The sequence below is a fragment of the Oerskovia enterophila genome (assembly GCF_001692445.1).
Lineage (GTDB): Bacteria > Actinomycetota > Actinomycetes > Actinomycetales > Cellulomonadaceae > Oerskovia > Oerskovia enterophila.
This window is the reverse complement of sequence record NZ_MAQA01000066.1, coordinates 1-22003: the sequence shown is the minus strand read 5'-3', so window position 1 is coordinate 22003 and position 22003 is coordinate 1. Positions and strand designations below refer to the sequence as shown.

Below are 22003 nucleotides of genomic sequence, written 5' to 3'. Positions count from 1 at the left end.
GGGCCGGACCACGGGCGGGGCGGGGGTCCCCGCCATCCCGTCGGCGTCGCCCGGCACCAGGTCGCCCACCGGCGTGATGTCGAGAGAAGATCCGGGGCTGACGGGCGGCGGTCCCGGGGAAGGCGGGGTACCGACCTCTTCGTCCATGGGGGATTCCGGATCGGTGGTGCCCGGACGATGCTCGGTGCCGCCGGGCTCGTGCGAGGAGCCAGGCGCGCTCGAGAGCACGCCAGGACCGGTCGCACCGCCCGGCACCTGGGCGGCGGACGAGTCGTCGACGGCCGGTTCGGTCCGCGCAGCGGCCCATGCGACGAGCGCCCCGGCGAGCAGGACGGTCGCGGCGACAGCGACGCACACCTGCACGACCGAGAACCGTCGCAGGAGCCGGAGAGCGGCTCGCACGGACCGCCCGCCCCCACCCGCAGCGAGCCGCCCGACCCGGGCGGCGGCTCGGGCGAGGTCGACCCCCGAAGGACCGGACCACCCGCGGGTGGCCCGCCCGGAAGGCAACCTCGACGGGTCGGCGGGTGCGAGAGCCGCCGCCGCCAGGCCCAGAGGAGGCATCGCGATCCTCATGCGGCTGCTCATGTCGGCCAGGTCCTCGGCGAGCGTCGTGCAGGGCGTGCACCCCTCGAGGTGCACCAGGATCCTGGCCCGTTCGCCCTCCGGCAGCCCACCGCGGGCGAACGCACCGAGCGCACGCGCGAAGAGCTCGCACGAGGGCGCGGCGTGACGCAGGTGGGCCTGGAGGTAGTGCTGGCGCAGTCCCTCGCGGGCCCGTCGCACGAGCGAGGAGACGGCGTTCGGGCTGAGCCCCAGCTCGAAGCTCACCTGCGCTGGGGAGAGGCCCTCGACGTCGCACCGCCACAGTGCGAGCCGCCATCGCTCGGGCAGACGGGCGAACGCCTCCCGCATCCTGCTCGACTCGTCCCCGGCCAGGACGAGGTCGACGTCGGTGTGCGTCGAGTCGAGCGACTCGTCGTCGCCGACCGGGCGCTCACGCCGGGCGCTGATCGTGCTGCGCGCCGCGAGGTTGCGGACCGTGGTCGTGAGGTAGGCGCGGACGTGCTCGTCGGGTCCCAGGCCGTGCCGCAGCTTCTCCAGCAGCGACGCGAACGCCTCGGCCGCGATGTCCTCGGCCGCCGCCCCCGCAGGGCAGTGCCGGCGCGCGACCGCTGTCACGGCGTGGCGGTGACGCTCGTACAGCGTCGCGAACGCCGGCGAGTTTCCCTCGCGGACAGCGATCACGAGGACCCGGTCGGGAACGTCCGTCGTCCAGGGCGAGAGGGCGTGCTGGGAGACGGTCACTGTGTGCTCCTTCGATGTGGTGCGCGAGGGGGTCCCGGCCGTCGTCGGTTCCTGGGGCCTGTGTCCGATACTGCGCGGGCACCCGTCGAGCGGGCCGGAGAAGGACGGGTGATCACGAGGGTGAATGTCCTCCCTGTGGCTCTCGCCATGCGGGTGTCGGCGTCATGGACCTGTCCTCACGACGTCTGGACAGGTGTGTGGAAAGCACCCGAGGACCCGTTGCGCGAGCTCTGCGAGAGCTGGCGGCAGCTCAGCGGTGCCGGGGGGTGGCGTGTGCCGCAGGACTGGGGGGTCCAGGCCGTCGTCACGGTGGCATCGGCCGTCGTGCGCGGGGCCGACGCGTCGACCCCCGCCCGCGCGCTCGGCGCGTCGCGCGCACGCGCCGGGGTCGGGATCGTCGAGGCGATCGTCGATCTCGCGTACCTGTACGAGGCGTACGGCATCCCCGTCGCGGTCAGGGCGCTCGCGGCGCTCGCCGACGGGTGGGTCGCCGTGACCGACAGCGGGGAGGCGCGCGCCACCGCCATCGAGGCCGGGAGCGGCCTCTCGACGGTCGAGCACCTCGCTCTCCGGCTGGCGGACGTCGCCACGGGCCGGGCATGGGAGCGGCAGGAGGGCGGGGTCACGGTCGTGCTGGTCATCGACGTCCGGCCCGGGGAGGCGAGCCGACCCGCCACGTGGGAGCGGGACATCCTGCTCGGGGCCGCTGTCAGGCGGGCGTTCGGCGACGACGTGCCGTCGGCGATCCTGCGGGGACGCGCGGTGGTGCTCGTGCGGTGCGCCGCGGATCCCGTCACCGCGTCGGACGTCCCGGGCGTCGAGCGCTGCCGGGAGGTCCTGACGAGCTGGTGGGGGCAGGGCGAGGTCCCGTCCCGGCTTCCCGGGCGATTCACCTGGTTCCCCGTTCCCACCGGGTCGCGGCAGGACGTCCTGACGAGCCTTCAGCTGATCGTCGGTCCCTGACCTCACGCGGCTGCCCGGTGAGGCGAGCGTCCGGTGGTCGCCTCCGCGGTCGCGGCGAGCCGACGTCGGATCTGCTCGCGTGCCCGGACCAGGAGGGCGGCGACCGCGTTGCGCGAGATGCCGAGCTCGTCGGCGACCTCCTGGAGGTCGACCCCCTCGCAGGCCGTCCTCCACAGCGCGAGGCGCTGACGCGCGGAGCACTGGCGCAGGACCTCGAACGCCTCGGTCAGCTCGAGCGCGGCCAGGGTCTCCCGTGCGGGGTCGTCGGGCGACGAGACGTCGTAGGCCGCCTCGATCGAGACCAGGTGGACGGTCCGCCTCCGTGACGCGTCCGTGGCGAGGTTGCGGACCGTCCGGGCGATGTAGGTCCTGGCGTGGTCGAGCGGCCCACGACCGTCCCGGAGGAGCGCGAGGATCTTGCAGAACGCCTCGGACGCGAGGTCCTCGGCGTCGCCGGTCGACGAGGTGTAGCGGCGCGCCATGCTCCGTGCGTACGGGTGGTGTCGCCGCCACAGCTCGTCCACGGCGCGCGAGTCGTGCGAGCGCGCGGCGTCGAAGAGCTCGGCATCGGTCGTCAGGCGGGTCAGGTCCATGGTGATCCCCTCGGCTCGTGCCCGGACGACGACGTCCCGGCAGCACGGCCCGCTCGGGCCGGTACGAGGTGGTTCGTCGAGGGGCGGGATCGTGTCGGCGCCCGGAGGGTGATCGCGAGGGTGATCCCGTCCCTACCTCGTCGACAGGGCCCAGACGAGGGCCGCGCCCGCGACGAGGAGCGCCCCGGCGAGCGCGCGCTGGAGGCGATCCGCAGCGAGGGGATGGTCCGATGCGAGACGGGCGATCCGCCGTCGGGCACCGAGGACCGCCCGCCGCCCGGCCGCACGACAGGCGACCATGCCGTGGACTCCCGCGGCGCACAGGGTGCTCGTCAGGCTCGCTCGGGGCCGGACGTCCGGGCGCTCGGCCGCAGGTGTCGGGGCCCCGTCGTCCCAGGGCGGGAGCGTCGAGCGGATCCAGGAGAAGACCTCGACCAGGGGTTCCTGCGCCGGCCGCGGGCCCGAGCCCCACGTCCATCCCACCTCGCGTGGTGCGCGGGGCGCGGAGGGCAGCTGCCCCGGGGGCTGCTCGTCGGTGGTCGTCGGCATCGTGCTGCTCCTCTGTGCGGGTGGCGTTCGGGTTCTCGACGGTGGCGTGCTCCCGTCCCGGTCCAGACGCGTCCCTCGCACGGCCGTGACGGGTGAAGGGCGACGTGCCGGGCCTGTCGGGCTGCCCTGACGTGCGGGCCGTCGCCCGATCGACCTTTCACCCGTAGTCACTCGTCGACCGACGCCGTCTATGCCCTCGAACGGCCACGGACGTGGCACTCATCACAGATGGCGTGACATCGCGCTGAGGAGGTTCGACCATGTACAACTCACCAGGGATCGTCACGGGGATCGGGACCGGTGCCACCGGGGCCGGCATGCTGGCGGTCACCGGGGCGACGACGTTCGCCTACGTGGCTGCGGCCGTCGTGCTCGTGGTCAGCGGCCTCCTGCTCCTGCGGACGTCTCGCCTGCGGCGCCTCGCGGCGGCCGAGCGGTCCTCGTCGAGCGGCGACTGACCCGATGAGCTCCCTCGTTCAAGGAGCCCCTGGGAGGGCCTGGTCGGTGCCCCGGCTCGGCGCGAGCGCCGTGCGCTGGGCTTTGGCGTCGTCCTTGCTGGGCGGCGCGGCGTACCTGGCGTCCCAGGCGCTGCCCTACCGCATGGCCGAGGCGCGCGGAGCGTCGTGGGTGCTCCGCACCTTATTCGCGCTCGAGAGCCGCACGAGCCCGGACCGGCCCGTCTTCTTCTACCAGCGTGTCGCCGGCGACGACTTCTCGTGGCGAGGGCTCGTCGTGACGGCCGAGTGCACGTCGCTCTTCTTCGTCCTGCCGATCCTCGTGCTCGGCGCCGTGGTCCTGGCCTCGCGCCGTGCGAGCACCTGGCGGGTCCTGGCAGCCGTCGCTGCGGCGACGGGATTCCTCGTGGCGGTCAACCTGGGCCGGTGCGCAGCGATCGCGCTCGCCTCGATCCGGTGGGGCGACGAGGGGTTCCGCTGGGCCCACCACACGGCCGGGAGCGTCGTCATGCTCGTCGCCCTGACCGGGTGCCTCGTGCTCTTCTTCCGGCTCGGGTTCTTCGGGCGCAGGGGCGGGCGGGCACGGCAGACGTCCGGGGCTCGTCGTGAGCGCGCCGAGGGCCGTCCGGGCGGTGAGAGCTGATGCAGGCGCTCAACGTCCTGGCGAGCATCGTCATCTGCCTCTCGATGGTCTACTTCGTGATGCTCATGGGCTCGGGGCTGACCCACCTGCGCAGGCGTCGTACCCGCCTGGGCGTCCAGGGGGACACGACCTACGGGCAGGAGGCCTCGCCGGCGCACCCGACCCTCCGGGTCTACTTCATGGTCCCGTGCCTCAACGAGGAGGAGGTCATCGGCCTCACCGTGGCCGGCCTCACGCGGCTCGAGGGCGCGACGACGCTCGTGATCGACGACGGGTCGGACGACGAGACGGCCGCCCGGGCCGAGGCCGCGGGCGGTGACCGGGTCGAGATCCTGCGCAGGGTCGCCCCGGACGCCCGCAAGGGCAAGGGTGAGGCGCTCAACGCGGGCATCGCACGCATCCGCGACCTCGTGGCCGAGCGGGGCGAGGACCCCGACGACGTCGTCGTCTGCGTCATGGACGCCGACGGGCGGTTGTCGGACGGGGCGCTCGAGGCGGTCCTGCCGCTCTTCGAGGACCCGACCGTCGGCGGTGCGCAGCTGCAGGTGCGGATCCGCAACCGGCACGCGTTCCTCACGCGCTACCAGGACTACCAGTTCTGGGGCATCGCGGCCGTCACGCAGTTCGGCCGACTTGGCACAGGCACCGTGAGCCTGGGGGGCAACGGCCAGTTCGCGCGGCTCTCGGCGCTCGACGACGCGGGTCCCAAGCCGTGGTCCGCGTCGCTCACCGAGGACCTCGACCTCGCGATCACGCTCGCGATGAAGGGGTGGGAGCTCACCACGACGCCCGACGCCTCGGTGGACCAGCAGGCCGTCGAGAAGCTGGGGCTGCTCGTGAAGCAGCGGACCCGCTGGTACCAGGGCCACATGATGGCGATCACCCGTCTGCCGGAGATCTGGCGCTCGCCCGAGCTGTCGAACGCCAAGGCGCTCGAGCTCTCGGCGTACTGCCTGGTGCCATGGATCCTCGACCTGCCGTGGTCCTTCTTCTTCCACTACTGCCTGGTCATGGTCGCGCTCAACCACGAGGCCGTCTTCGCGTTCACCGACCAGGCCGTCGCGCTCGTGATCGTGGGAGTGGTCTGGTATCTGCTGGCGTTCGCCCCGGCCTTGATCACGGGCTGGATCTACTGGCGGCGCGACCGCCGCTGGAGCCTGTGGAAGTGCCTGCTCATGGGCAACTCGTTCGTCGTCATGAACTACCTCTCGTTCACCTGCGTGTGGCGTGCGCTCTTGCGCATCCTGCGCGGGCAGACGAGCTGGGACAAGACCGCGCGCGTCCGGGAGAAGGTGCCCGACGGCGCCGCTCCCGCCGCGCCGTCGACCATCGGCCCGCGTGGGCCGGCCCGTCAGGAACAGGAGGTGTCCGTCTGACGGGTCCCGGGGGACCCGCACGCTCTTCACCCTTCTTCGGCCCCGCGGGGCCGCGACGATGAGGAAACGACATGTTCAAGAGATCTCTCAGCTCACTGGCCGTCCTGGGCCTGAGCGCGGCGCTGGTCGTCTCGGGCGGTTCGGTGGCCTCGGCCGCTCCCGCGACGGGGACCGGTACGGCGTCGAACCTGCTGTACTCGGTCAACGGTGGTCCCTGGACCGCTGACGCGAGCGCGAACCGCGGCGACACGGTGACCGCTCGCCTGTTCTACGACAACAGCTCGGACGGGACGCTGTCGGGTACTTCGCTGACCACCGCGATTCCCGACGGGTTCACCTACGTGGCGGGTTCGACGCGCAACGTCCTCGCGCCGGGCTCGAACGTGGCGACCGGGGCGGTCGGGGCCGAGACCAAGGCGGCCGCGGTCGCGGACTCGGTGTGGTCCGGCGGCACGCTCACGGTCTCGCCCTCGGCCGGTTTCAACGGCGAGCCCAACACCTCGCAGTCCGGCGTGCTCCGCAACGGCGTCAAGCGCTACCTCAACCTCGAGCAGTGCGCGTGGTATCGCAGCGACAGGGTGAACACGATCACCAGTCTCGTGCCGACGACCGGTTCTGCCGACCGTGCGGCGGCCACCAACGTCTCGTCGACGCGCGACACGACTCTCAACTGCGCCACCGGATCGGCGAACTACCCCGGCATGGGCAACGAGCGCGGGATCACGTCGATCGATCTGCTCGGAAACAAGTACCTCAACCTGCACCAGTGCGCGTGGTTCAACGCTGCTGACCGGAACACGATCACCAGCCTGGTCCCGACGACAGCGATGAGCGCCCGATCCGCCGGGACGAACTCGTCCAACTCGGCCGATGTCACGCTCAGCTGCGGTACTGGAGACGCACGTCATCCGGCCGTCCAGAACGAGCGGGGCATCGTGGCTCTCGATCTCGTCGGTAGCCGCTACCTGAACCTGCACCAGTGCGGCTGGTACGACTCGGGCATCGTCAACACGATCACGAGCTGGGTACCCACCACGAACAACGCCTTCCGTTCGGCCGGCACCAATGCTTCGAACACCAGAGACAGTGCGCTGGTGTGCGGAAGCGGCCAGGCGAACTACCCGGCCTCACCGAACGAGCGCGGCCTGCTGGTGCTCGACCTGTCCGACCCTGCACGAGGGCAAGGGTTCGTGGAGTTCAGGCTGACCTCCGACGTGCCGCCGCTTCCCGCATGCGGTGAGAGCGTCACCGTGCCCGCGGTGGTGAGCTCCCGTGAGGGTGTGCTGAGCGGTTCGGGGACCGGTACCCCTGTCTCGTCGGCGTCGATCACACTGGACGAGTACTCCGCGACCGGCGAGGACTGCCCCGTCGAGCCGGCGCTTCCCGGTGCGGTGGACGACGTGGTGGCAACGACGCAGGACGTGCCGGTCACGATCGACGTGCTGGCGAACGACACCGATGTCGAGAGCGTGACGGTCACAGCAGGGCAGACCGGGCCGTTCCACGGTGCGGTCGTCGTCAACGCGGACAACACGATCACGTACACCCCCGAGCCTGGGTTCTTCGGGATCGACTCGTTCACCTACACGGTCACCGACGCGGAGGGGAACTCCTCGACCGCGACGGTGGACGTGACGATCGCCGAGGAGGACGACGGTATCCCGCTCGTGGCTCCGGGCATCGCTGGTGTCGCGGCCCTCGCGGGCCTGGTCACGTTCGGCCTGCGTCGCAGACTCACGGCTTGAGCGACACGCGTCAGAGATGAGGAGCGGGCCCGCTGACCGGCGGGCCGTCTGCCCGCCCGGCCGGCGACGGCCGACGACGGCCGGCGACGAGAGGTGCGGATCCACGACGGATCCGCACCTCTCGCGCGTGGTCCGTCACTCGTGGCCGGTCGATCCGTCTGTCAGGTATCGGCACAGTCGAGAGTCAGGAGCAGACCATGAAGACGGACCGGACGGCCAGGGACCTCGTCCCGACGATCTGGGGATTCACCCGGCTCGATCGCGGATCCGACGGGCGCCCGCCGGGCTCCAGGGGCCGGGTCGACACGATCCTCCCCTCCACGCTCACCGCAGCAGAGCTGGCCGCGGTGCAGGACTTCGTCCTGTGGCGTGCCTCGAGAGCTCGACGCCGAGCATGCGAGGTCGTGACCGTTCTCCTGGCAGGGCTGAGCCTCCTGGTCGGTCTGCTGTCCGCGCCGTGGTGGGGAGTCGCGCTGGCAGCGCCGGCACTGCTGCTGGGCCTGTCGATCGTCGTCTCGTGGGGAGTCGACGGATGGTGCGGGCCCAGGCTCAGCCGCAGCGCGAGGCTGACGCTCGGCAACGCGGTCGAGCTGCGCGGTGAGCACCTCGTTCCCGAACCGCTTCGGGGGGTTGGGAGCCGTGAGGACCCGCGGCTCACCTCGATGCGGCTTCTCGTGCGTGCGATGCGAGACGTCGAGGTGCTCGCCGACGAGCTGGACCCGCTCGAGAGTGCGCTCGCGCGTCAGATGGTGTGGACAGCTCTCGATCCTTCGGTCCCCCACAGGATCTCCAAGACCGTCGTGGCGGCGGCGTACCTCACGAGGGTCGCGCGACAGGTCGTGAGCGACGGTCCGGCGCGGACGGCGACCCTGGACAGCTGACCAGATCTTCACCCGTCACTCGCGGGAACCGTCCTCGTCCATCTTCTCGAAGGCTCCGTCCCGAGGGCCCGCGGAGAAGGGTGAAGTGATGTCACGCTCACGGAAGCGACCGGTGGCTGTGCTGTACGGGACCCGCCCAGAGGCGGTGAAGATGGCGCCGGTGATCAAGGCGTTGCAGGCCAGCGAGACCCTGCGCCCGGTGATCGTCACCTCGGGGCAGCACCGAGAGATGCTCGATCAGGTGAACGAGCTGTTCGGCATCGTCCCGGATCACGATCTCGACATCTTCCGCCACGGGCAGGGGCTCGAGGCCATGACCGCCGCTGCGGTCTCGGGCTACTCCGCGTTCCTGGCCACACACCCCGTCGACGCCGTGATCGTGCAGGGTGACACGACCTCCGCCTTCGCTGGTGCTCTCGCGGCCTACTACCGGCAGACGCCGGTGGTGCACGTCGAGGCAGGGCTCAGGACGGGCGACCTCTACTCCCCGTTCCCTGAGGAGGGAAACCGGAAGCTCGTCGGCGTGCTCGCGGCCGTGCACTGTGCCCCCACCTCGACCGCAGCGCGCAACCTCTACGCAGAGGGTGTCCCTCGGGAGCGGGTCACGGTCACGGGCAACACCGTGATCGATGCGCTGCTCCACACGGCCACTCTCCGCCGCGCGACGGGCGACCGCCTGGTCGACGCGGCGATCTCCTCAGGGCGGCGCATCGTGGTGGTGACCGCGCACCGCCGGGAATCCTGGGGTGCGGGCCTCGGCGAGATCGGTGCTGCCGTCGCGAGGGTCGCCGTCTCGCAGCCGGACGTCCTGGTGGTCGTCCCCCTCCATCGCAACCCTCTGGTCCGTGAGGTCCTGGTCCCGGTCCTGCGAGAGCTGCCCAACGTGCGGATGATCGAGCCGCTCGGATATGCGCCCTTCTGCCATCTCCTCGCGCACGCGACGGTCGTCGTCACGGATTCCGGGGGCATCCAGGAGGAGGCGCCCGCGCTCGACGTGCCCGTGGTCGTGACCCGGGAGACGACCGAGCGCCCGGAGGCCGTCGCGGCGGGTGCGGCCGTGCTCGTGGGGACCGACCAGGACAAGATCGTCAGGACCGTGCGAGCCCTCCTGACCGATGAGTCACGACATGCCGCGATGGCGTCGGCCCCCAATCCGTTCGGTGATGGGAGGGCGGCGGCCAGGATCATCGCCGCGGTCGAGGCGTCGACCAGACAAGGCGCTGAGTCGGGCGTGACGCCGCTCGACCTCGTCAGAGCGTCCTGAGGTGCCGGAGCATTCATGACATTTCACCCACCGGAGCCGGGTGCCGTAGCGGTAGCGGGAAACGTGGTCGACATACGCTCGCTCGGTGGGCCGCGACGGAACCGTGGTGAACAGGAGGGGCGAAGGGGGCGCCGCCGTGCTGACGGTGGAGGAGATGGAATGCCTGGACGGGTTCGCCGAGACGACGAGGTTGCGCGCCATGTGCGGCCGGGCCGTGAAGTCGTCGCAGCTGGCCGAGGTCCCGCTGCCGAGGCCGGTGAAGCGGCGCTGGGCGGGGGAGTCGTCACGGTCGCTCACAGCGTCGCCACGGTGCAGGACACGAGGCAGGACTCCGGGAGCGGGCATGGAGTCGGTGCGGCGGTGCCACCGCGGTCGATGGCGGAGCAGGCTTTCGCTGCAGGCGATGCGCACGCTGCGATCCGGTGCGCGATCCGCGCCGGAGATGTCGACTTCGCATCCCGGGTGGCGGTGAAGTACTGGTACATACTGTGCGCCACGGACGTCGAGGGCACGATCGTCGTGCTCGAGGAGCTTGACCACCGCCAGCTCCGAGAGCATCCCTACCTGGCGATCATCCTCGCCCTCGCCTACAACACCACGACCACCCGGCGCGTGCGAGCCGTCGAGCTGTTCGGGACGGCCGTGGCGGCTCTCGCCCTGCGATACCCCGGAAGCGGCGTCGGCGAACGGTTGATCCTCAGCACTCTCGAGAGCGTCGCCTTCCGCGTGATGGGTCAGGGGACGGCTGCGCGTGCAGCGGCCAAGCGCGCTCGCGAGCTGCTGGCGACGGTCCGCGCGGGAGACAGCGAGATGATCGACCTGCTGCGTTTCGACCTGGCTCAGCAGGTCGGCACGTCCTTCTTCGTCGGTGGCGACCTCGTCGAGGCGAAGGCGACCTTGAACGACGTCCTGGCCGCTCAAGGGCGAGCCGGAGGTGCAAGGCTCACCCTGGGTCTCCTCGCCGGCCTCCATGCGACCAACGGCGAGATGCTCTCTTCTGCGCGACACGTCGCCGCCGAGCAGGAGCGGTCCTGGCCGCCCATCGTCCACGGACCGTACATCGACGCGTTGTTCCACTCCAGTCGCGCATGGGACGCGGTGGAGCGGTTCGATCTTGCCGCTGCACAGACGGTCCTCGACGACGTGGCCGAGGAGCTCAGGACCAACGAGCTCTGGCCGCTGTTCGCGCTCGCCCAGGTGTATGTCGACCTGGGATCCGGCACCCCTGCGCTCGGGGAGTCGCGACTTGCTCAGACGATCGCCCGGGGCGAGAGGGCGCCGACGACGGCGTACTGGCGCAGCCGGTTGGCAGTGGCGCGGTCGACGCTCGCACTTGCCGCGGGCCAGGGCGAACGTGCGCTCTCTGCTGTCCGCAAGCTGTCGCGGGACGACCTCGATGTTCGCGTCGCCGTGGCGCGGGCCGCCTTGGCTCAGCACGATCATGACGGTGCGCTGATGATCCTTGCAGGCACGCAGGGGGTGGCCGTCGCGGGGGCCCGCCATCGGGCGGAGCGTCTCTTGTTGCTCGCGGCCGCCGCGGCGCGCTCGGACCTCGGTGCGATGGCGGTCGCGACCGCCCAAGATGCTGCCATCACCCTGAGGACGTCGGGCACGCGCCTCCCGCTGATGCTCGTTCATCGTGACGACCGTCTTGCGGTCGCGGAGCTCCTCCGCTCTGCAGGTGACCTCCAGAGCGCCGAGCTGATCCACGGTGATCAGCACGTGCCGGACGTTCTCCCGAATGTCGTTCGAGTCGTCGACCTGTCGGAACGCGAGCTGGTCGTCCTGCAAGGGCTGGTCGCGGGAGCTGACCTCCCTCTGCTGGCCAGTCGCCTCTTCGTCTCACCGAACACGATCAAGACTCAGATCAAGAGCATCTACCGCAAACTCGAGGTGCGGACGAAGAGGGACGCCGTGATCGCAGCTCTGCACAAGGGACTCGTCTAGCCGCGGCACCGCGGCGGGAGCGCGACCGGGCTCAGAGCAGCACGGTCCCCTCGATGCACGTCACGGCGTCGCCACCGACCCACACCGTCTGCGAGTCGTCGCGCGTCACGTGCACGCGCCCGGCCCGCCCGAGCGCCGTCCCCTGGCTCGCGACGTACGCCTGCGGGAGCAGCCCGTCGGGCATGAGCCACTGCCCGACGACCGCATTGAGGCTGCCCGTGACCGGGTCCTCGGGGATGCCCATGTCGAGCGCGTAGCCGCGCACCTCGACCGCCGCACCGTCGGGTCCGTCGTAGCGCCCGTCGCCGAGCGCGGCGTACGGCCCGACGACGCCGATCGCCAGGTCGCCCAGCCCCGTGAAGTCGGGGTCGAGCGCGAGGACCTTCTCGGCCGAGCCGAGCAGGAGCACGCGCCACCCGGGCCCGTTGTCGAGGAACCGGTGGTCGACGACGTCGCGCGCCTCGAGACCGAGCGCGCGCGTGATCGCGGCGAGGGTCGAGAGGTCGATGGGCTCGTCCGTGAGGAGGCCGGGCGCCGCGAAGGCGAGCCGACCACCCGGGGCGGCTCCGCCGTCGGGCGGGGCGGACGACGCGTCGCGTCGCAGCGGCACCAGGCCGATCCCGCACTCCTGGACCACGACCCCCGGCTCGCGCGGCGTCCCGCCCGCTGCGAGCCACGCGTGGCACGAGCCGAGCGTCGGGTGCCCCGCGAACGGGAGCTCGCCCGCGGGCGTGAAGATGCGCAGGCGGTAGTCGGCTCCCGCGGCCGCGCCCTCGGCGGACGGGGGGAGCAGGAACGTGGTCTCGGAGAGGTTGGTCCAGCGGGCGAACGCGGCCATCTGGTCGTCCTCCAGCCCGACGGCGTCACGCACCACCGCGACCGGGTTGCCCCGGTAGGGGGTCGTCGTGAAGACGTCGACCTGCGAGAACGGGCGGTTCCGGGGTGGAGTGGTCATGCGTCCGACGCTACCGCCGGGACCCCGCCGGCGCGCCGGGTCGGCACGGGCCGACCCGGCGCTCGGGTGCCGTCCGGCTCAGCGCACGACGTCCTGACCGCTGTACGCGATCTCGGCGACGTCGACGACGCCCTCGCGGGCGTACGGGCCCACGACCCGACCGGTGAACGACTCGCAGAAGTCCGAGGAGAGGAACGCGCCGTCGACCCCGCCGACCTCGACCCACCCGCCGTCCTCCCAGACCTCGCCGCGCAGGCGGTCGCACGAGGCGCCCAGCACGGCCTTGCCGACGAGCGGCGGGTCCGCGACGATGCGCAGGCGTGCCGGCTCGTCGGGGCTGGTGCGCTCACGGCTCCAGGACTGGGCGAGGCCGCGGGCCGTCATCGTCAGGGTCACGACGTCGGTCGTCGCCTCGAGGTCGAGGTGCGAGCTCTCGTCGTAGCGCATCGACAGGCCGCCCGCGCCCTCGGAGACGTCGACGGTCGTGGTCACGGTGCAGGCCTCGGTGACCTGCCGGATCCCCAGGAAGGTCGGGTGGGTCGCCTCCATGCCCTGACCCGTGCCGCGCAGCCGGGCCCACCCCGGGCGGGCCTCGAGGTCGGCGACGTCCCGGGGGAAGGCGCGCACGGCGACGACCTCGCCGTCGAACCCGTCGAGCGACGACGGCGCGTCGGACGGGAAGGTGACCGTGTGCTCGACCGGCTCGTGACGCTCGTCGAGCACCACGGGCTCGGCGTGCGGCCACCCCTCGTCGTCCCAGGTCACGGGCGTGATGAAGGTCTCGCGGCCCATGGGGGCGAACGCTCGCGTCATGGAGCGCGGGCGCGTGCCCAGCAGCATCATGGCCCACGAACCGTCGGGAAGCTGGACCAGGTCGCCGTGGCCCGTGTTCTGCACGGGGCGGTCGGAACCGCGCGCCGTGACGAGCGGGTTGTGCGGGCACCCCTCGAACGGCCCCTCGGGCGACGGGCCGCGCGCGATCGTCACGGCGTGCCCTCGCTCGGTGCCGCCCTCGGCGATCATGAGGTACCAGTGGTCGCCCACCTGGTAGAGGTGCGGCGCCTCGGGGAACATGCCGCCCGTGCCCGACCACAGCGGGCGCGGCTCGCTCAGCGCGGCCCCTGTCTCGGTGTCGAGCCGGACCTGGGTGATGCCGAGGTGGACCGCCGTGCCGTCCTCCTCGAACCCGAGGCCCGACATGGTGATGTAGCACGCGCCCTCGTCGTCCCAGGCGATGTCGGGGTCGATGCCGAACACGTCCATGACGACCCCGTCGGACCACGGGCCGGCCGGGTCGTCGGCCGTGAAGAGGACGTTGCCCCGTCCCGTGCCCATCATGTCCGGCACGACCAGGTAGAACCTGCCGTCGTGGTGCCGGATCGTGGGGGCCCAGGTGCCTCCGCCGGTCGGCACGCCGGTCGTGCCGAGCTGGCCGTCGCGCACCGCGACGTGGGTCAGGAGCTCGACGTGCTCGAGGTCGGTGGACCGGAAGATCGGGATGCCCGGGAGGTACTCGAACGTGGACGTCGCGATGAAGTACTCGTCGCCCACGCGGCACACGCTGGGGTCGGGGTGGAAGCCAGGGATCAGGGGATTGCGCACGGAGCGGTCCTTCGGTGGTGGGGAGCAGGCGCAGGCGTGAGCCCGACCGTCGTCGGCGACGTGCCACGGTCGACCTCGACCTGAATTCCTACCGAGTGGTTACTCGGTAGCGTACCCCGAAAGCCTACCGACCGGTAACGCTTGGTGTGCGGCTCCTCAGCGGTAGTCGTCCCACACGGGCGAGGGGAACAGGACCTGCTCGAACCGGGCCCACTGGTCCTCGAGCTCGACCGGCGGGTCGCGGAAGAGCCGGACCTGGACCCCGTCCATGGCCTCGATGCACATCTCGACCAGGCCGCGCTGGTCCTCCCAGGGCCCGACCTCGGGAGGCAGGCGCCAGGTGGTCTGCGAGTAGAGCCACCACACGCCGTCGGGGCGCTGCGAGAAGTACTCGTGGGCCGGGTGCTCGGGCGAGGCGGCCTCGGCGCCGAGCACCATGTAGAGGCGGATGAGCTCGGGGGTGCGCGCGTTGTTCCGCACCAGGTAGCGCAGGTACGCGGGGAGCGAGACGCCGTCGGGGTGGGTCGCGGCGGGGTCTCCCGTCGCGATGAAGTCGTCGGGGTCGAAGCGGCGGTCGTACCGCTGCTCGACGAGCAGCTGGAGCAGCCCCTCCTTGTTGCGCACGTAGTGCAGCAGGCCGGGCTGGGAGAGCCCGACGGCGTCGCACACGTCCTGGAGCGACAGACCGTAGAAGCCCTTCTCGGCGACGATCCGCGCGGCGGCCTCGAGGATCTGCGCACGCCTCTCGTCAGGGGTCAGGCGGACGCGGCGGCGAGGGGTCTCCTGCGTGGTGCTGGGCATTCCCTGACGCTAGCGCACCCGCAGGTCAGGGCCGAGGGCAGGGGCCCGCGGAGGTGGGGTGTGCGGCGCCCGGCCGTCCGTGGAGCCCGGTGTCGGCGGGTGTCTCGCGATGTGGAGACGGCCGTTCCGCGGGGCGCCTCGGGGCGCTCGGGGAGTTGACAGCCTCGCCGGGGGAGTCCTACGTTCCCTTCTATCTAGTAGGTACTCGGTAGTGGTTCTCGACCGGGTATCGACGGCTCGGCGTGGAGTTGTCCGACCCCGCGCCAACGGCAGAACGAGCTGCCTCGACCAAAGAAGGTTGACATGGATGCACACCCCGTCGTCACGGTGGACGACCCCTCGGCGCAGAGCATGACCGAGGATCTTGCTCCCGACACCGGGCGCCCCCTGACGCGCGGCCGCGTCCTCCGGTTCGGCGCCGGCTTCCTGGCGTTCGGTCTCCTGTGGATCGTGGGCCTCCAGATCGTCGCGGCCGTCCTCCTGCCCCAGCGTCTGCGGGACATCGGCGTCGAGTCGCCCGAGACCCTCCTCGGGTCGATCAGCGCGATCACGGCGATCGTCTCGCTCGTGTCGAACCTCGTGTTCGGCAACCTCTCGGACCGCACGCGCAGCCGGTTCGGCCGCCGCGCCCCCTGGATCCTCGGCGGAGCCGTCCTGGGCGGCGTCTCGCTGACCCTGGTCGGCTTCCTGCCCAGCGCAGGGCTCATCACGCTGGCCTACTGCCTGAGCATGGTCGGCCTCAACATGATGCTCGCCCCCGCGGTCGCGGTGCTCGCAGACCGCGTGCCCAAGAGCCTGCGCGGCACCATGTCCGCGTTCTACGGCGGTGGCCTCGCGGCCGGTGCCCCGCTCGGCTCGCTCGTCGGCGCGCTGTTCATCACCAACGCCGTGCCCGGGTTCGTGCTCGGTGGCGCCTTCATGATCGGCGGCGCGGTCGTCGCGCTCGTCGTCTGGCCGCGCGAGCGCTCGGCCCAGGACCTGCCCCCCGCGGCCGGCGGGCTCAAGGAGCTGCTGCTCTCGTTCCGTCCGCCGCGCAAGGCCCCGGACTTCTACCTCGCGTTCGCGGGGCGCCTGTTCATGCTGGTCAGCTACCAGATGGTGATGGCCTACCAGCTCTACATCGTGCAGGACCACGTGGGCCAGACCGTCGCGGAGTCGGCCGTCACGATCGCCACGATGTCCGGCATCCTGCTCGTCGTCTCGCTGCTCGGCGCCGTGGTCGCAGGGCCGATCTCGGACCGGATCGGGCGCCGCAAGCTGCCCGTCGTGGTCTCGAGCGTGCTCTTCGCGGTGGGTATCGCGATGCCGTGGATCTGGCCCTCGCCCATGGGCATGTTCCTGTTCGCGGGCATCGCCGGGTTCGGCTACGGCGTCTACACCTCGGTGGACCAGGCCCTCAACGTCGACGTCCTCCCGAACGACGAGGAGGCCGGCAAGGACCTCGGCATCCTCAACCTCTCGACGACGGCCGGGCAGACCGTCGGCCCGCTCGTCACCTCGGCGCTCGTGGTCGCGACCGGCAGCTACTCGCTCGTCTTCCCGGTCTCGATCGTCGCGGCCCTGCTCGGCGCGTTCTTCATCACGCGCATCAAGAGCGTGCGCTGAGCCTGCCCGCTCCCGCCACGCCCTACCGCCGCACCACTGCCGCACCACTGCCGCACCACTGCTCTGCCCGCTCGGGCCCGCTGGGCCCGCCCCGCCCGATCCCTGAGGAGAACGACGTGACCACCTGGGTGACCTCGACCGACGACGCACGCTGGCAGGACGGAGGTGAGCCCACCCCCGGAGCGTCGGCCGACCGCGGGCTGACCCTGACGGGTGCGCGTGGCCGACCGATCCGCGGGTTCGGCGGCACGTTCAACGAGCTCGGGTACCGCGCGATCTCCTCGCTCTCGGAGGCGGACCAGGAGCAGGTCTACCGCGAGCTCTTCCACCCCGACGAGCTCAACCTGCGGGTCAACCGGTCGGCGATCGGGGCCAACGACTTCGCGTCGTCCTGGTACAGCTACGACGAGGTGCCCGGCGACCTCGCGCTCGAGCACTTCAGCGTCGAGCGCGACGAGGAGGCGGTCATCCCCTACATCCGCCAGGCGCAGCGCTACCAGGACGACATGGTGCTGCACTGCTCGCCGTGGAGCCCGCCCACGTGGATGAAGAACCCGCCCGCGTACAACTTCGGCACGCTCGTCATGACGCCCGAGAACCTCGACGCGTACGCACGCTACTTCGTGCGGTTCGTCGAGGAGTACGCGGCGCGGGGGATCCGCGTGGACCAGGTCCACATCCAGAACGAGGTCTTCGCGGACCAGAAGTTCCCGTCGTGCGTGTGGAGCTCGGAGCAGCTGCGCACGTTCGTGCGCGACCACCTGGGCCCGGTCGTCGAGGCGTCGGGGCTCGACGTCGACATCTACCTGGGCACGCTCAACGGCCCCGAGGACATGGCGTTCACGGCCGCCGGGCAGAAGCTCACGAACTACGCGCGCTTCGTCGACAACATCCTGTTCGACGACGAGGCCCGCCGTCATCTCGCGGGCGTCGGCTACCAGTGGGCCGGGCAGCACGCGATCGCCCGCACGCACGAGGCGTGGCCCGAGCTCGACATCATGCAGACCGAGTCCGAGTGCGGGTTCGGCGACAACGCGTGGCAGGACGCCGAGTACGTCTTCCACCTGGTGCGCCACTACCTGCAGCACGGCGCGACGGGATACACGTACTGGAACATGGCGCTCGAGCCCGGCGGGCTGAGCACGTGGGGCTGGCCGCAGAACTCGCTCGTGACGGTCGACCCGGCCACGCGCACGTTCACCCGGAACCCGGAGTACTACGTGCTCAAGCACTACAGCGCGGGCGTGCGCCCCGGCGCCGTCCGGCTGGGCACGACGGGTCGGTTCGCGGCCCAGGGGTCGGCCTACGAGAACCCGGACGGCTCGGTGGCCGTGGTCGTGCAGAACGCGCTCGACCGCGCCGAGCAGTTCTCGTTCACCGACCCCGAGGACGGGTCGCGGTCGTTCACCGCGACGCTCGCGCCGCGCTCGCTCAACACGTTCGTCGTCCCGGCCTGACGGGCCACCCTCCGCCCTCCGCCCTCCGTCCCCGCCGGGGGCGGAGGGCGGAGCCGTGCCCGGCGCCGCGCGCCCCTGCGCAACGGTGCACCGGACCGTGCGTCGGCCGGGGCGGAGCGCCCTGGCCTCCGCAGGCGTCGGGAACCCGCGGGCGCCCGGACATCCGCGGAAGCCGGGGCACGGCCGCGGAGCACGAAGGCCGGTCGCCCCTCCCGCGGGAGGGGCGACCGGCCTTCGCCGTCGGGCGTCGTGCGCGGCGGGGTCAGCCCTCGAGGACCACCAGGTCCCACGGCCCGACGGCGAGCACGTCGCCCTCGGTGACCCGGGCGCCGTCGAGCACCGAGGTCGCGGTGACCGGGGACGGGACCTCGACCGTGCTCGCGGAGTAGTTGAGCAGGTACGTCAGCTCCCGGCCGCGGCCGTTGGTGCCCCGGCGGACCGTGACGCGACCCGCGAGGTCCTGGGGCCACGACCACAGGTCGGCGTCGCGCAGCAGGGCGCCGAGCACGTCGCGCAGGACCTCGGGCTCGGTCATGGTGCCGAGGTACGTCGCGGTGCCTGCGCCGAAGCGGTGGCGCGTGATCGCGGCGTACTCGCCCCAGGCGGGGTGGTCGTAGGTCGCGAGCACCTCGGCCCCCTCGGGCCGCAGGAGCTCGAGCAGCGTCCGGGCCTCGGGCGTGCCGTCGACCGCGTCGGCGAGCCGACCCGCCGGGGCGAGGCGGGCGCCGTCGGGCGTCGTGAACTGGTTGTAGGTCATGCCGAACACGTCCGTGAGCCCGTGGGGCGCGCGGTCGTGCCAGACCTTGACGTGCTCGTCGGCGACCGCGGTGCGGAACGTCGAGACCAGGTGGCCGCCCTGCTCGACGTACGTGCGCAGCGTCGCCAGGGTCGACTCGGGGGCCGTGTACAGGACCGGCGTGACGACCATCGCGTACTGCGAGAGGTCCTCGACGTGCGGCGGGACGAAGTCCACCTCGACGTTCAGGTCGAACAGGGCGTCGTAGACCCAGCGCAGCACGTCGTTGTAGCCGATCGACGAGCCGAAGACCCCGTCGATGAACCCCGTCTCGAGCGTGAACCAGCGCAGCGCGGTGAGGGCCTCGTTGCTGACCATGATCGCGACGCGGTTCGTCTTGCGCAGGTGCAGCAGCGACTGGCCGTGCTCGGCCCACTCGCGCCCGACGACCCCCGACTCCTCGTACGTGGGGTTGGGCTCGAGGTCGTGCGAGAGCAGGCCCTTCCAGTACGTCTCGAACGAGTTGTGGATCGAGTGCCAGTGCCAGTACATGACGCCGAACGCGCCGGACGCGAGGTGGCTGTAGGCCTGGAGGCGGAGCTGGCCCGGGTAGGGCAGCCAGCCCATCTGGCCCTGCGCCTGGGTCTCGAGGACGAGGTAGCTCGCACCGTCCTTGATCGAGCGGGTCATGTCGCCGCCGAACGCGATCTCCTTGCCCGTGAGGCGCGACTGCGTGGGGTGGTAGATGTCGACCCCGGCCACGTCGACCGTCCGCGCCGCGCTGAAGTGGTCGACCGCGGGCTGCAGGCCGTAGGACCAGCCGGGCGACCAGTCGAAGTCGAAGTTCTGCGTGAGGAACTGGTCGTCGCGCGCGTACTCGCGCACGATCTGGGCCTGCCAGCCCAGGTACTCGTCGACCAGCCCGCGGCGGTAGCGGTCGAAGGCTGCGCCGAGCGAGCCGTTGACCGTGCCGCGCACGTCGGGGAAGTCCTCCCACGCGTCGACGCGGTTGGACCAGTAGTCGAGCCCGTACGCCTCGTTGAGCGCGCCGAGGTCGTCGTCGAACAGCGTGCGCAGGTGCTTGACGAACGAGCGCTGCACCGCGGGCGACGCGGTGTCGTAGAACTTGGTCTCGTTGTCGAGCTGGAAGCCGACGACCGAGGGGTGCTGCGCCGTGTGGTCCACGAGCGCACGGATGATGCGCTCGGCGTGCAGCCGGAACGCGGGGTGCGTGATGTCCATGATCTGGCGCGCGCCGTAGCGCCCGCGGCCCGTGCTCGTCTCGGCGAGCACCTCGGGGTAGGACGCGACGAGCCACGCGGGCACGGCGTAGGTCGGGGTGCCGACGATCACGTCGAGCCCGGCGCGGGACGCGGCGTCGAGTGCGCGGTCGACGTGCGAGAAGTCCAGGACCCCGGGCTGGGGCTCGAGCGTGCTCCAGGTCGACTCCGCGATGCGGATCACGGTGTGCCCGGCCTCGGTCATCATCGTCGTGTCCGTGGCGATGCGGTCGTACGGCAGGTACTCGTCGTAGTAGGCCGTGCCGTAGAAGATCTTGTCCATCTCTCACCCTTCGTCGCGTGGCCGGTGCCCCACGTCGTCGGGGGCCGTGGCACCACGACCGACACTACCGAGTATCTACTCGGTAGTGAAACCGTGGGGCGACCGCGGGCGACGGCGTCCCACCGTGCGGCAGGTCAGGCGTGCGGCGGCTGGATGAGGTCCCAGGGTGTGCCGTACAGGTCCTCGAAGATCGCGACCGTCCCGTAGACCTCGTGGCGGGGCTCCTCGCGGAAGCGCACCCCGTGCGCGAGCATGCGCGCGTGCTGGGCCGCGAAGTCGTCGGTCCGGAGGAAGAAGGCGACCTCGTCGCCCGCCTGCCGCCCCACGCGGGCGCGCGCGTCGTCGGACGTCGCGAGGGCGAGGACCAGGCCCGTGCCCTCGCCGTCCGCGCCGGTCCCGGCACCCGGGCCGACGACGACGCGGCGCCACCCGCCCTCGAAGGTCTCGTCCTGGCGCAGCGTGAAGCCGAGCGCGTCCGTGAAGAAGGCGATGGCGTCGTCGAGGTCGTGGACGAGGTACGTGGCGTTCTCGAGGCGGAGCATGACGGGAGCCTAGCCGCGACCGGTGTCCTGGGTGTGGCGACCGCGGGGCGGTGCCGGACGCCCAGCACCGCCCCGCGAAACATGACCGCGCACTGTCAGACCTCGCGCAGGACCTCGCGCGCGAACTTCACGGACCGCTCGCGCAGGCCCGCGATGCGTCGCTCGACGAGCCCGGCCGGGTCCTGCCCGGCCTCGACGATGGTCGGCTTGCGGCGCACGTTCCTGGAGCAGCCGAACTCCGTGCAGATCAGGGTGCCGATCGTGTCGCCGTTGCGACCGGCCGTGCCGGCGCGGCGCACGACGTACAGCGACACGTCGTCGGTCGCGATGACGTCCTCGCACCACGCGCACACCGCGCGGCGACGCGACGCCGTGCCCTCAGGGGCGCGCAGCGCGAGACCCACCAGGGCGTCGTCGACGGTCAGGACGACGTAGGCGCGCAGCGGCGCCTTGCGGTCCACCCATCCGAGGTAGTCGAGGCGGTCCCAGCGCAGGTCCGCCAGGTCGGACGGGAGCGTGAGCTGGGACGCCTCACGGCGCGAGGCGTTCACGAAGGACGAGCGGATCTGCTTCTCGGTCAGGGGGTTCATGGTTCTACCACTCTCGTGCGGAGGGGCCGTCGTGGGCCAGACGCACTGCTCTGTTCCCACCAGGGTCGGCAGGGGCGTGCGTCGAGCGACGGCAGGAGGGGGTCGGTCCGACCGGTGAGCACAGGTCACCGGAGGACAGGACGTCCGCCGAGGTACGCCGATCAGCCGACGCGACCGTGCGGTCCGTCGGGGTGGCGCCGTGGGGCGTCAGGCGTGCTGGGCGGGCGTCCGGCCCGCGCCCGAGCAGGCCAGGACGGCCGCCCCGCTTCCTCGCTGCATCGTGATGCGCTCCAAGATCAGGTGGCCGTGGGCTCGTCCCGCGGCACAGCTCTCCGTCGATGGTACGCCCGACGGCGGAGCCGCCCCAGGGGATATCGGTCACCCGCCGTCGTGGTCGCGCCGGGCGACCGCGACGGCGGGTGACCGAT

General features: G+C 71.6%; 19 protein-coding genes. 10 read left to right on the top strand and 9 right to left on the bottom strand.

Annotated elements, in window-relative coordinates; all coding sequences use genetic code 11:
• Positions 1-1308: sigma-70 family RNA polymerase sigma factor (locus OERS_RS18450; protein ID WP_139107937.1), on the bottom strand; the 1308-nt coding region annotated here is incomplete at its 3' end.
• A 273-nt stretch (positions 1309-1581) separates the two neighbouring features.
• Between OERS_RS18450 and OERS_RS18445 the strand changes: the two genes are divergently transcribed.
• Positions 1582-2271, top strand: a complete 690-nt coding sequence (locus OERS_RS18445) for a hypothetical protein (protein WP_169834249.1) — start codon at positions 1582-1584, stop codon at positions 2269-2271.
• A 2-nt stretch (positions 2272-2273) separates the two neighbouring features.
• Here the strand turns inward: OERS_RS18445 and OERS_RS18440 are convergent, their stop codons facing one another.
• Together OERS_RS18440 and OERS_RS21315 are read right to left on the bottom strand one after the other, a co-directional pair.
• The gene (locus tag OERS_RS18440) at positions 2274-2864 is read right to left on the bottom strand and encodes an RNA polymerase sigma factor (protein WP_068627524.1); all 591 of its coding nucleotides are present in this window, start codon (positions 2862-2864) and stop codon (positions 2274-2276) included.
• A 132-nt stretch (positions 2865-2996) separates the two neighbouring features.
• The gene (locus tag OERS_RS21315; RefSeq protein ID WP_068627523.1) at positions 2997-3413 is read right to left on the bottom strand and encodes a hypothetical protein; all 417 of its coding nucleotides are present in this window, start codon (positions 3411-3413) and stop codon (positions 2997-2999) included.
• 260 nt (positions 3414-3673) lie between these two features.
• On the opposite strand from OERS_RS21315, the gene OERS_RS18430 reads away from it, so the two are divergent.
• The 7 genes from OERS_RS18430 to OERS_RS18400 all read left to right on the top strand — a co-directional run bounded on the left by OERS_RS18430 (position 3674) and on the right by OERS_RS18400 (position 11724).
• On the top strand, positions 3674-3871 hold the full coding sequence (locus tag OERS_RS18430) for a hypothetical protein (RefSeq protein ID WP_068627522.1): 198 nt from the start codon (positions 3674-3676) through the stop codon (positions 3869-3871).
• Between the two features lie 4 nt (positions 3872-3875).
• Positions 3876-4511 (top strand): archaeosortase/exosortase family protein, encoded by a 636-nt coding sequence (locus tag OERS_RS18425; RefSeq protein ID WP_082849103.1) that lies wholly within the window; start codon positions 3876-3878, stop codon positions 4509-4511.
• Positions 4511-5887, top strand: coding sequence for a glycosyltransferase family 2 protein (locus OERS_RS18420; RefSeq protein ID WP_068627520.1), 1377 nt, complete (start codon positions 4511-4513; stop codon positions 5885-5887). Before OERS_RS18425 ends, OERS_RS18420 begins: the two co-directional genes overlap by 1 nt.
• Before the next feature lie 71 nt (positions 5888-5958).
• Entirely contained in the window at positions 5959-7632 is a 1674-nt protein-coding gene (locus OERS_RS18415) for a cadherin-like domain-containing protein (RefSeq protein ID WP_068627519.1), read from the top strand.
• A gap of 197 nt (positions 7633-7829) precedes the next feature.
• Positions 7830-8513 carry a hypothetical protein gene (locus OERS_RS18410; protein ID WP_068627518.1) on the top strand — a complete coding sequence of 228 codons (684 nt, stop codon included), beginning with the start codon at positions 7830-7832 and terminating at the stop codon, positions 8511-8513.
• A gap of 88 nt (positions 8514-8601) precedes the next feature.
• Positions 8602-9777, top strand: a complete 1176-nt coding sequence (gene wecB, locus OERS_RS18405; protein WP_068627517.1) for a non-hydrolyzing UDP-N-acetylglucosamine 2-epimerase — start codon at positions 8602-8604, stop codon at positions 9775-9777.
• 375 nt (positions 9778-10152) lie between these two features.
• The gene (locus tag OERS_RS18400) at positions 10153-11724 is read left to right on the top strand and encodes a helix-turn-helix transcriptional regulator (protein ID WP_068627516.1); all 1572 of its coding nucleotides are present in this window, start codon (positions 10153-10155) and stop codon (positions 11722-11724) included.
• A 31-nt stretch (positions 11725-11755) separates the two neighbouring features.
• Here OERS_RS18400 and OERS_RS18395 read toward each other — a convergent pair whose 3' ends face one another.
• The 3 genes from OERS_RS18395 to OERS_RS18385 all read right to left on the bottom strand — a co-directional run bounded on the left by OERS_RS18395 (position 11756) and on the right by OERS_RS18385 (position 15082).
• Positions 11756-12679 (bottom strand): PhzF family phenazine biosynthesis protein, encoded by a 924-nt coding sequence (locus tag OERS_RS18395; RefSeq protein ID WP_068627515.1) that lies wholly within the window; start codon positions 12677-12679, stop codon positions 11756-11758.
• 78 nt (positions 12680-12757) lie between these two features.
• Positions 12758-14281 (bottom strand): glycoside hydrolase family 43 protein, encoded by a 1524-nt coding sequence (locus OERS_RS18390; protein WP_068627514.1) that lies wholly within the window; start codon positions 14279-14281, stop codon positions 12758-12760.
• A 156-nt stretch (positions 14282-14437) separates the two neighbouring features.
• Positions 14438-15082, bottom strand: coding sequence for a TetR/AcrR family transcriptional regulator (locus tag OERS_RS18385; RefSeq protein WP_056648294.1), 645 nt, complete (start codon positions 15080-15082; stop codon positions 14438-14440).
• 303 nt (positions 15083-15385) lie between these two features.
• Here OERS_RS18385 and OERS_RS18380 point away from each other — a divergent pair, with 303 nt between their 5' ends.
• Positions 15386-16687 (top strand): MFS transporter, encoded by a 1302-nt coding sequence (locus OERS_RS18380; RefSeq protein ID WP_211268519.1) that lies wholly within the window; start codon positions 15386-15388, stop codon positions 16685-16687.
• Between the two features lie 116 nt (positions 16688-16803).
• Positions 16804-18144 (top strand): glycoside hydrolase family 30 protein, encoded by a 1341-nt coding sequence (locus tag OERS_RS18375; protein WP_068627513.1) that lies wholly within the window; start codon positions 16804-16806, stop codon positions 18142-18144.
• A 262-nt stretch (positions 18145-18406) separates the two neighbouring features.
• On the opposite strand, the gene OERS_RS18370 is transcribed toward OERS_RS18375, so the two are convergent.
• The 3 genes from OERS_RS18370 to OERS_RS18360 form a co-directional block, all read right to left on the bottom strand.
• Complete coding sequence (locus OERS_RS18370) at positions 18407-20443, bottom strand: beta-galactosidase (protein WP_068627512.1); 2037 nt, start codon at positions 20441-20443, stop codon at positions 18407-18409.
• A 134-nt stretch (positions 20444-20577) separates the two neighbouring features.
• A complete protein-coding gene (locus OERS_RS18365) occupies positions 20578-20985 on the bottom strand; it encodes a VOC family protein (RefSeq protein ID WP_068627511.1) in 408 nt (135 codons plus the stop codon).
• A 95-nt stretch (positions 20986-21080) separates the two neighbouring features.
• Complete coding sequence (locus OERS_RS18360) at positions 21081-21575, bottom strand: FBP domain-containing protein (protein WP_068627510.1); 495 nt, start codon at positions 21573-21575, stop codon at positions 21081-21083.
• Between the last annotated feature and the right edge of the window lie 428 nt (positions 21576-22003).

What these genes read in the sequence shown, in the direction of transcription:
- OERS_RS18385 (WP_056648294.1), bottom strand. Translation starts at nt 15,082, where the DNA reads ATGCCCAGCACCACGCAGGAGACCCCTCGCCGCCGCGTCCGCCTGACC.
- wecB (WP_068627517.1), top strand. Translation starts at nt 8,602, where the DNA reads ATGTCACGCTCACGGAAGCGACCGGTGGCTGTGCTGTACGGGACCCGC.
- OERS_RS18360 (WP_068627510.1), bottom strand. Translation starts at nt 21,575, where the DNA reads ATGAACCCCCTGACCGAGAAGCAGATCCGCTCGTCCTTCGTGAACGCC.
- OERS_RS18370 (WP_068627512.1), bottom strand. Translation starts at nt 20,443, where the DNA reads ATGGACAAGATCTTCTACGGCACGGCCTACTACGACGAGTACCTGCCG.
- OERS_RS18430 (WP_068627522.1), top strand. Translation starts at nt 3,674, where the DNA reads ATGTACAACTCACCAGGGATCGTCACGGGGATCGGGACCGGTGCCACC.
- OERS_RS18420 (WP_068627520.1), top strand. Translation starts at nt 4,511, where the DNA reads ATGCAGGCGCTCAACGTCCTGGCGAGCATCGTCATCTGCCTCTCGATG.
- OERS_RS18410 (WP_068627518.1), top strand. Translation starts at nt 7,830, where the DNA reads ATGAAGACGGACCGGACGGCCAGGGACCTCGTCCCGACGATCTGGGGA.
- OERS_RS21315 (WP_068627523.1), bottom strand. Translation starts at nt 3,413, where the DNA reads ATGCCGACGACCACCGACGAGCAGCCCCCGGGGCAGCTGCCCTCCGCG.
- OERS_RS18380 (WP_211268519.1), top strand. Translation starts at nt 15,386, where the DNA reads ATGGATGCACACCCCGTCGTCACGGTGGACGACCCCTCGGCGCAGAGC.
- OERS_RS18440 (WP_068627524.1), bottom strand. Translation starts at nt 2,864, where the DNA reads ATGGACCTGACCCGCCTGACGACCGATGCCGAGCTCTTCGACGCCGCG.
- OERS_RS18400 (WP_068627516.1), top strand. Translation starts at nt 10,153, where the DNA reads ATGGCGGAGCAGGCTTTCGCTGCAGGCGATGCGCACGCTGCGATCCGG.
- OERS_RS18425 (WP_082849103.1), top strand. Translation starts at nt 3,876, where the DNA reads ATGAGCTCCCTCGTTCAAGGAGCCCCTGGGAGGGCCTGGTCGGTGCCC.
- OERS_RS18395 (WP_068627515.1), bottom strand. Translation starts at nt 12,679, where the DNA reads ATGACCACTCCACCCCGGAACCGCCCGTTCTCGCAGGTCGACGTCTTC.
- OERS_RS18415 (WP_068627519.1), top strand. Translation starts at nt 5,959, where the DNA reads ATGTTCAAGAGATCTCTCAGCTCACTGGCCGTCCTGGGCCTGAGCGCG.
- OERS_RS18365 (WP_068627511.1), bottom strand. Translation starts at nt 20,985, where the DNA reads ATGCTCCGCCTCGAGAACGCCACGTACCTCGTCCACGACCTCGACGAC.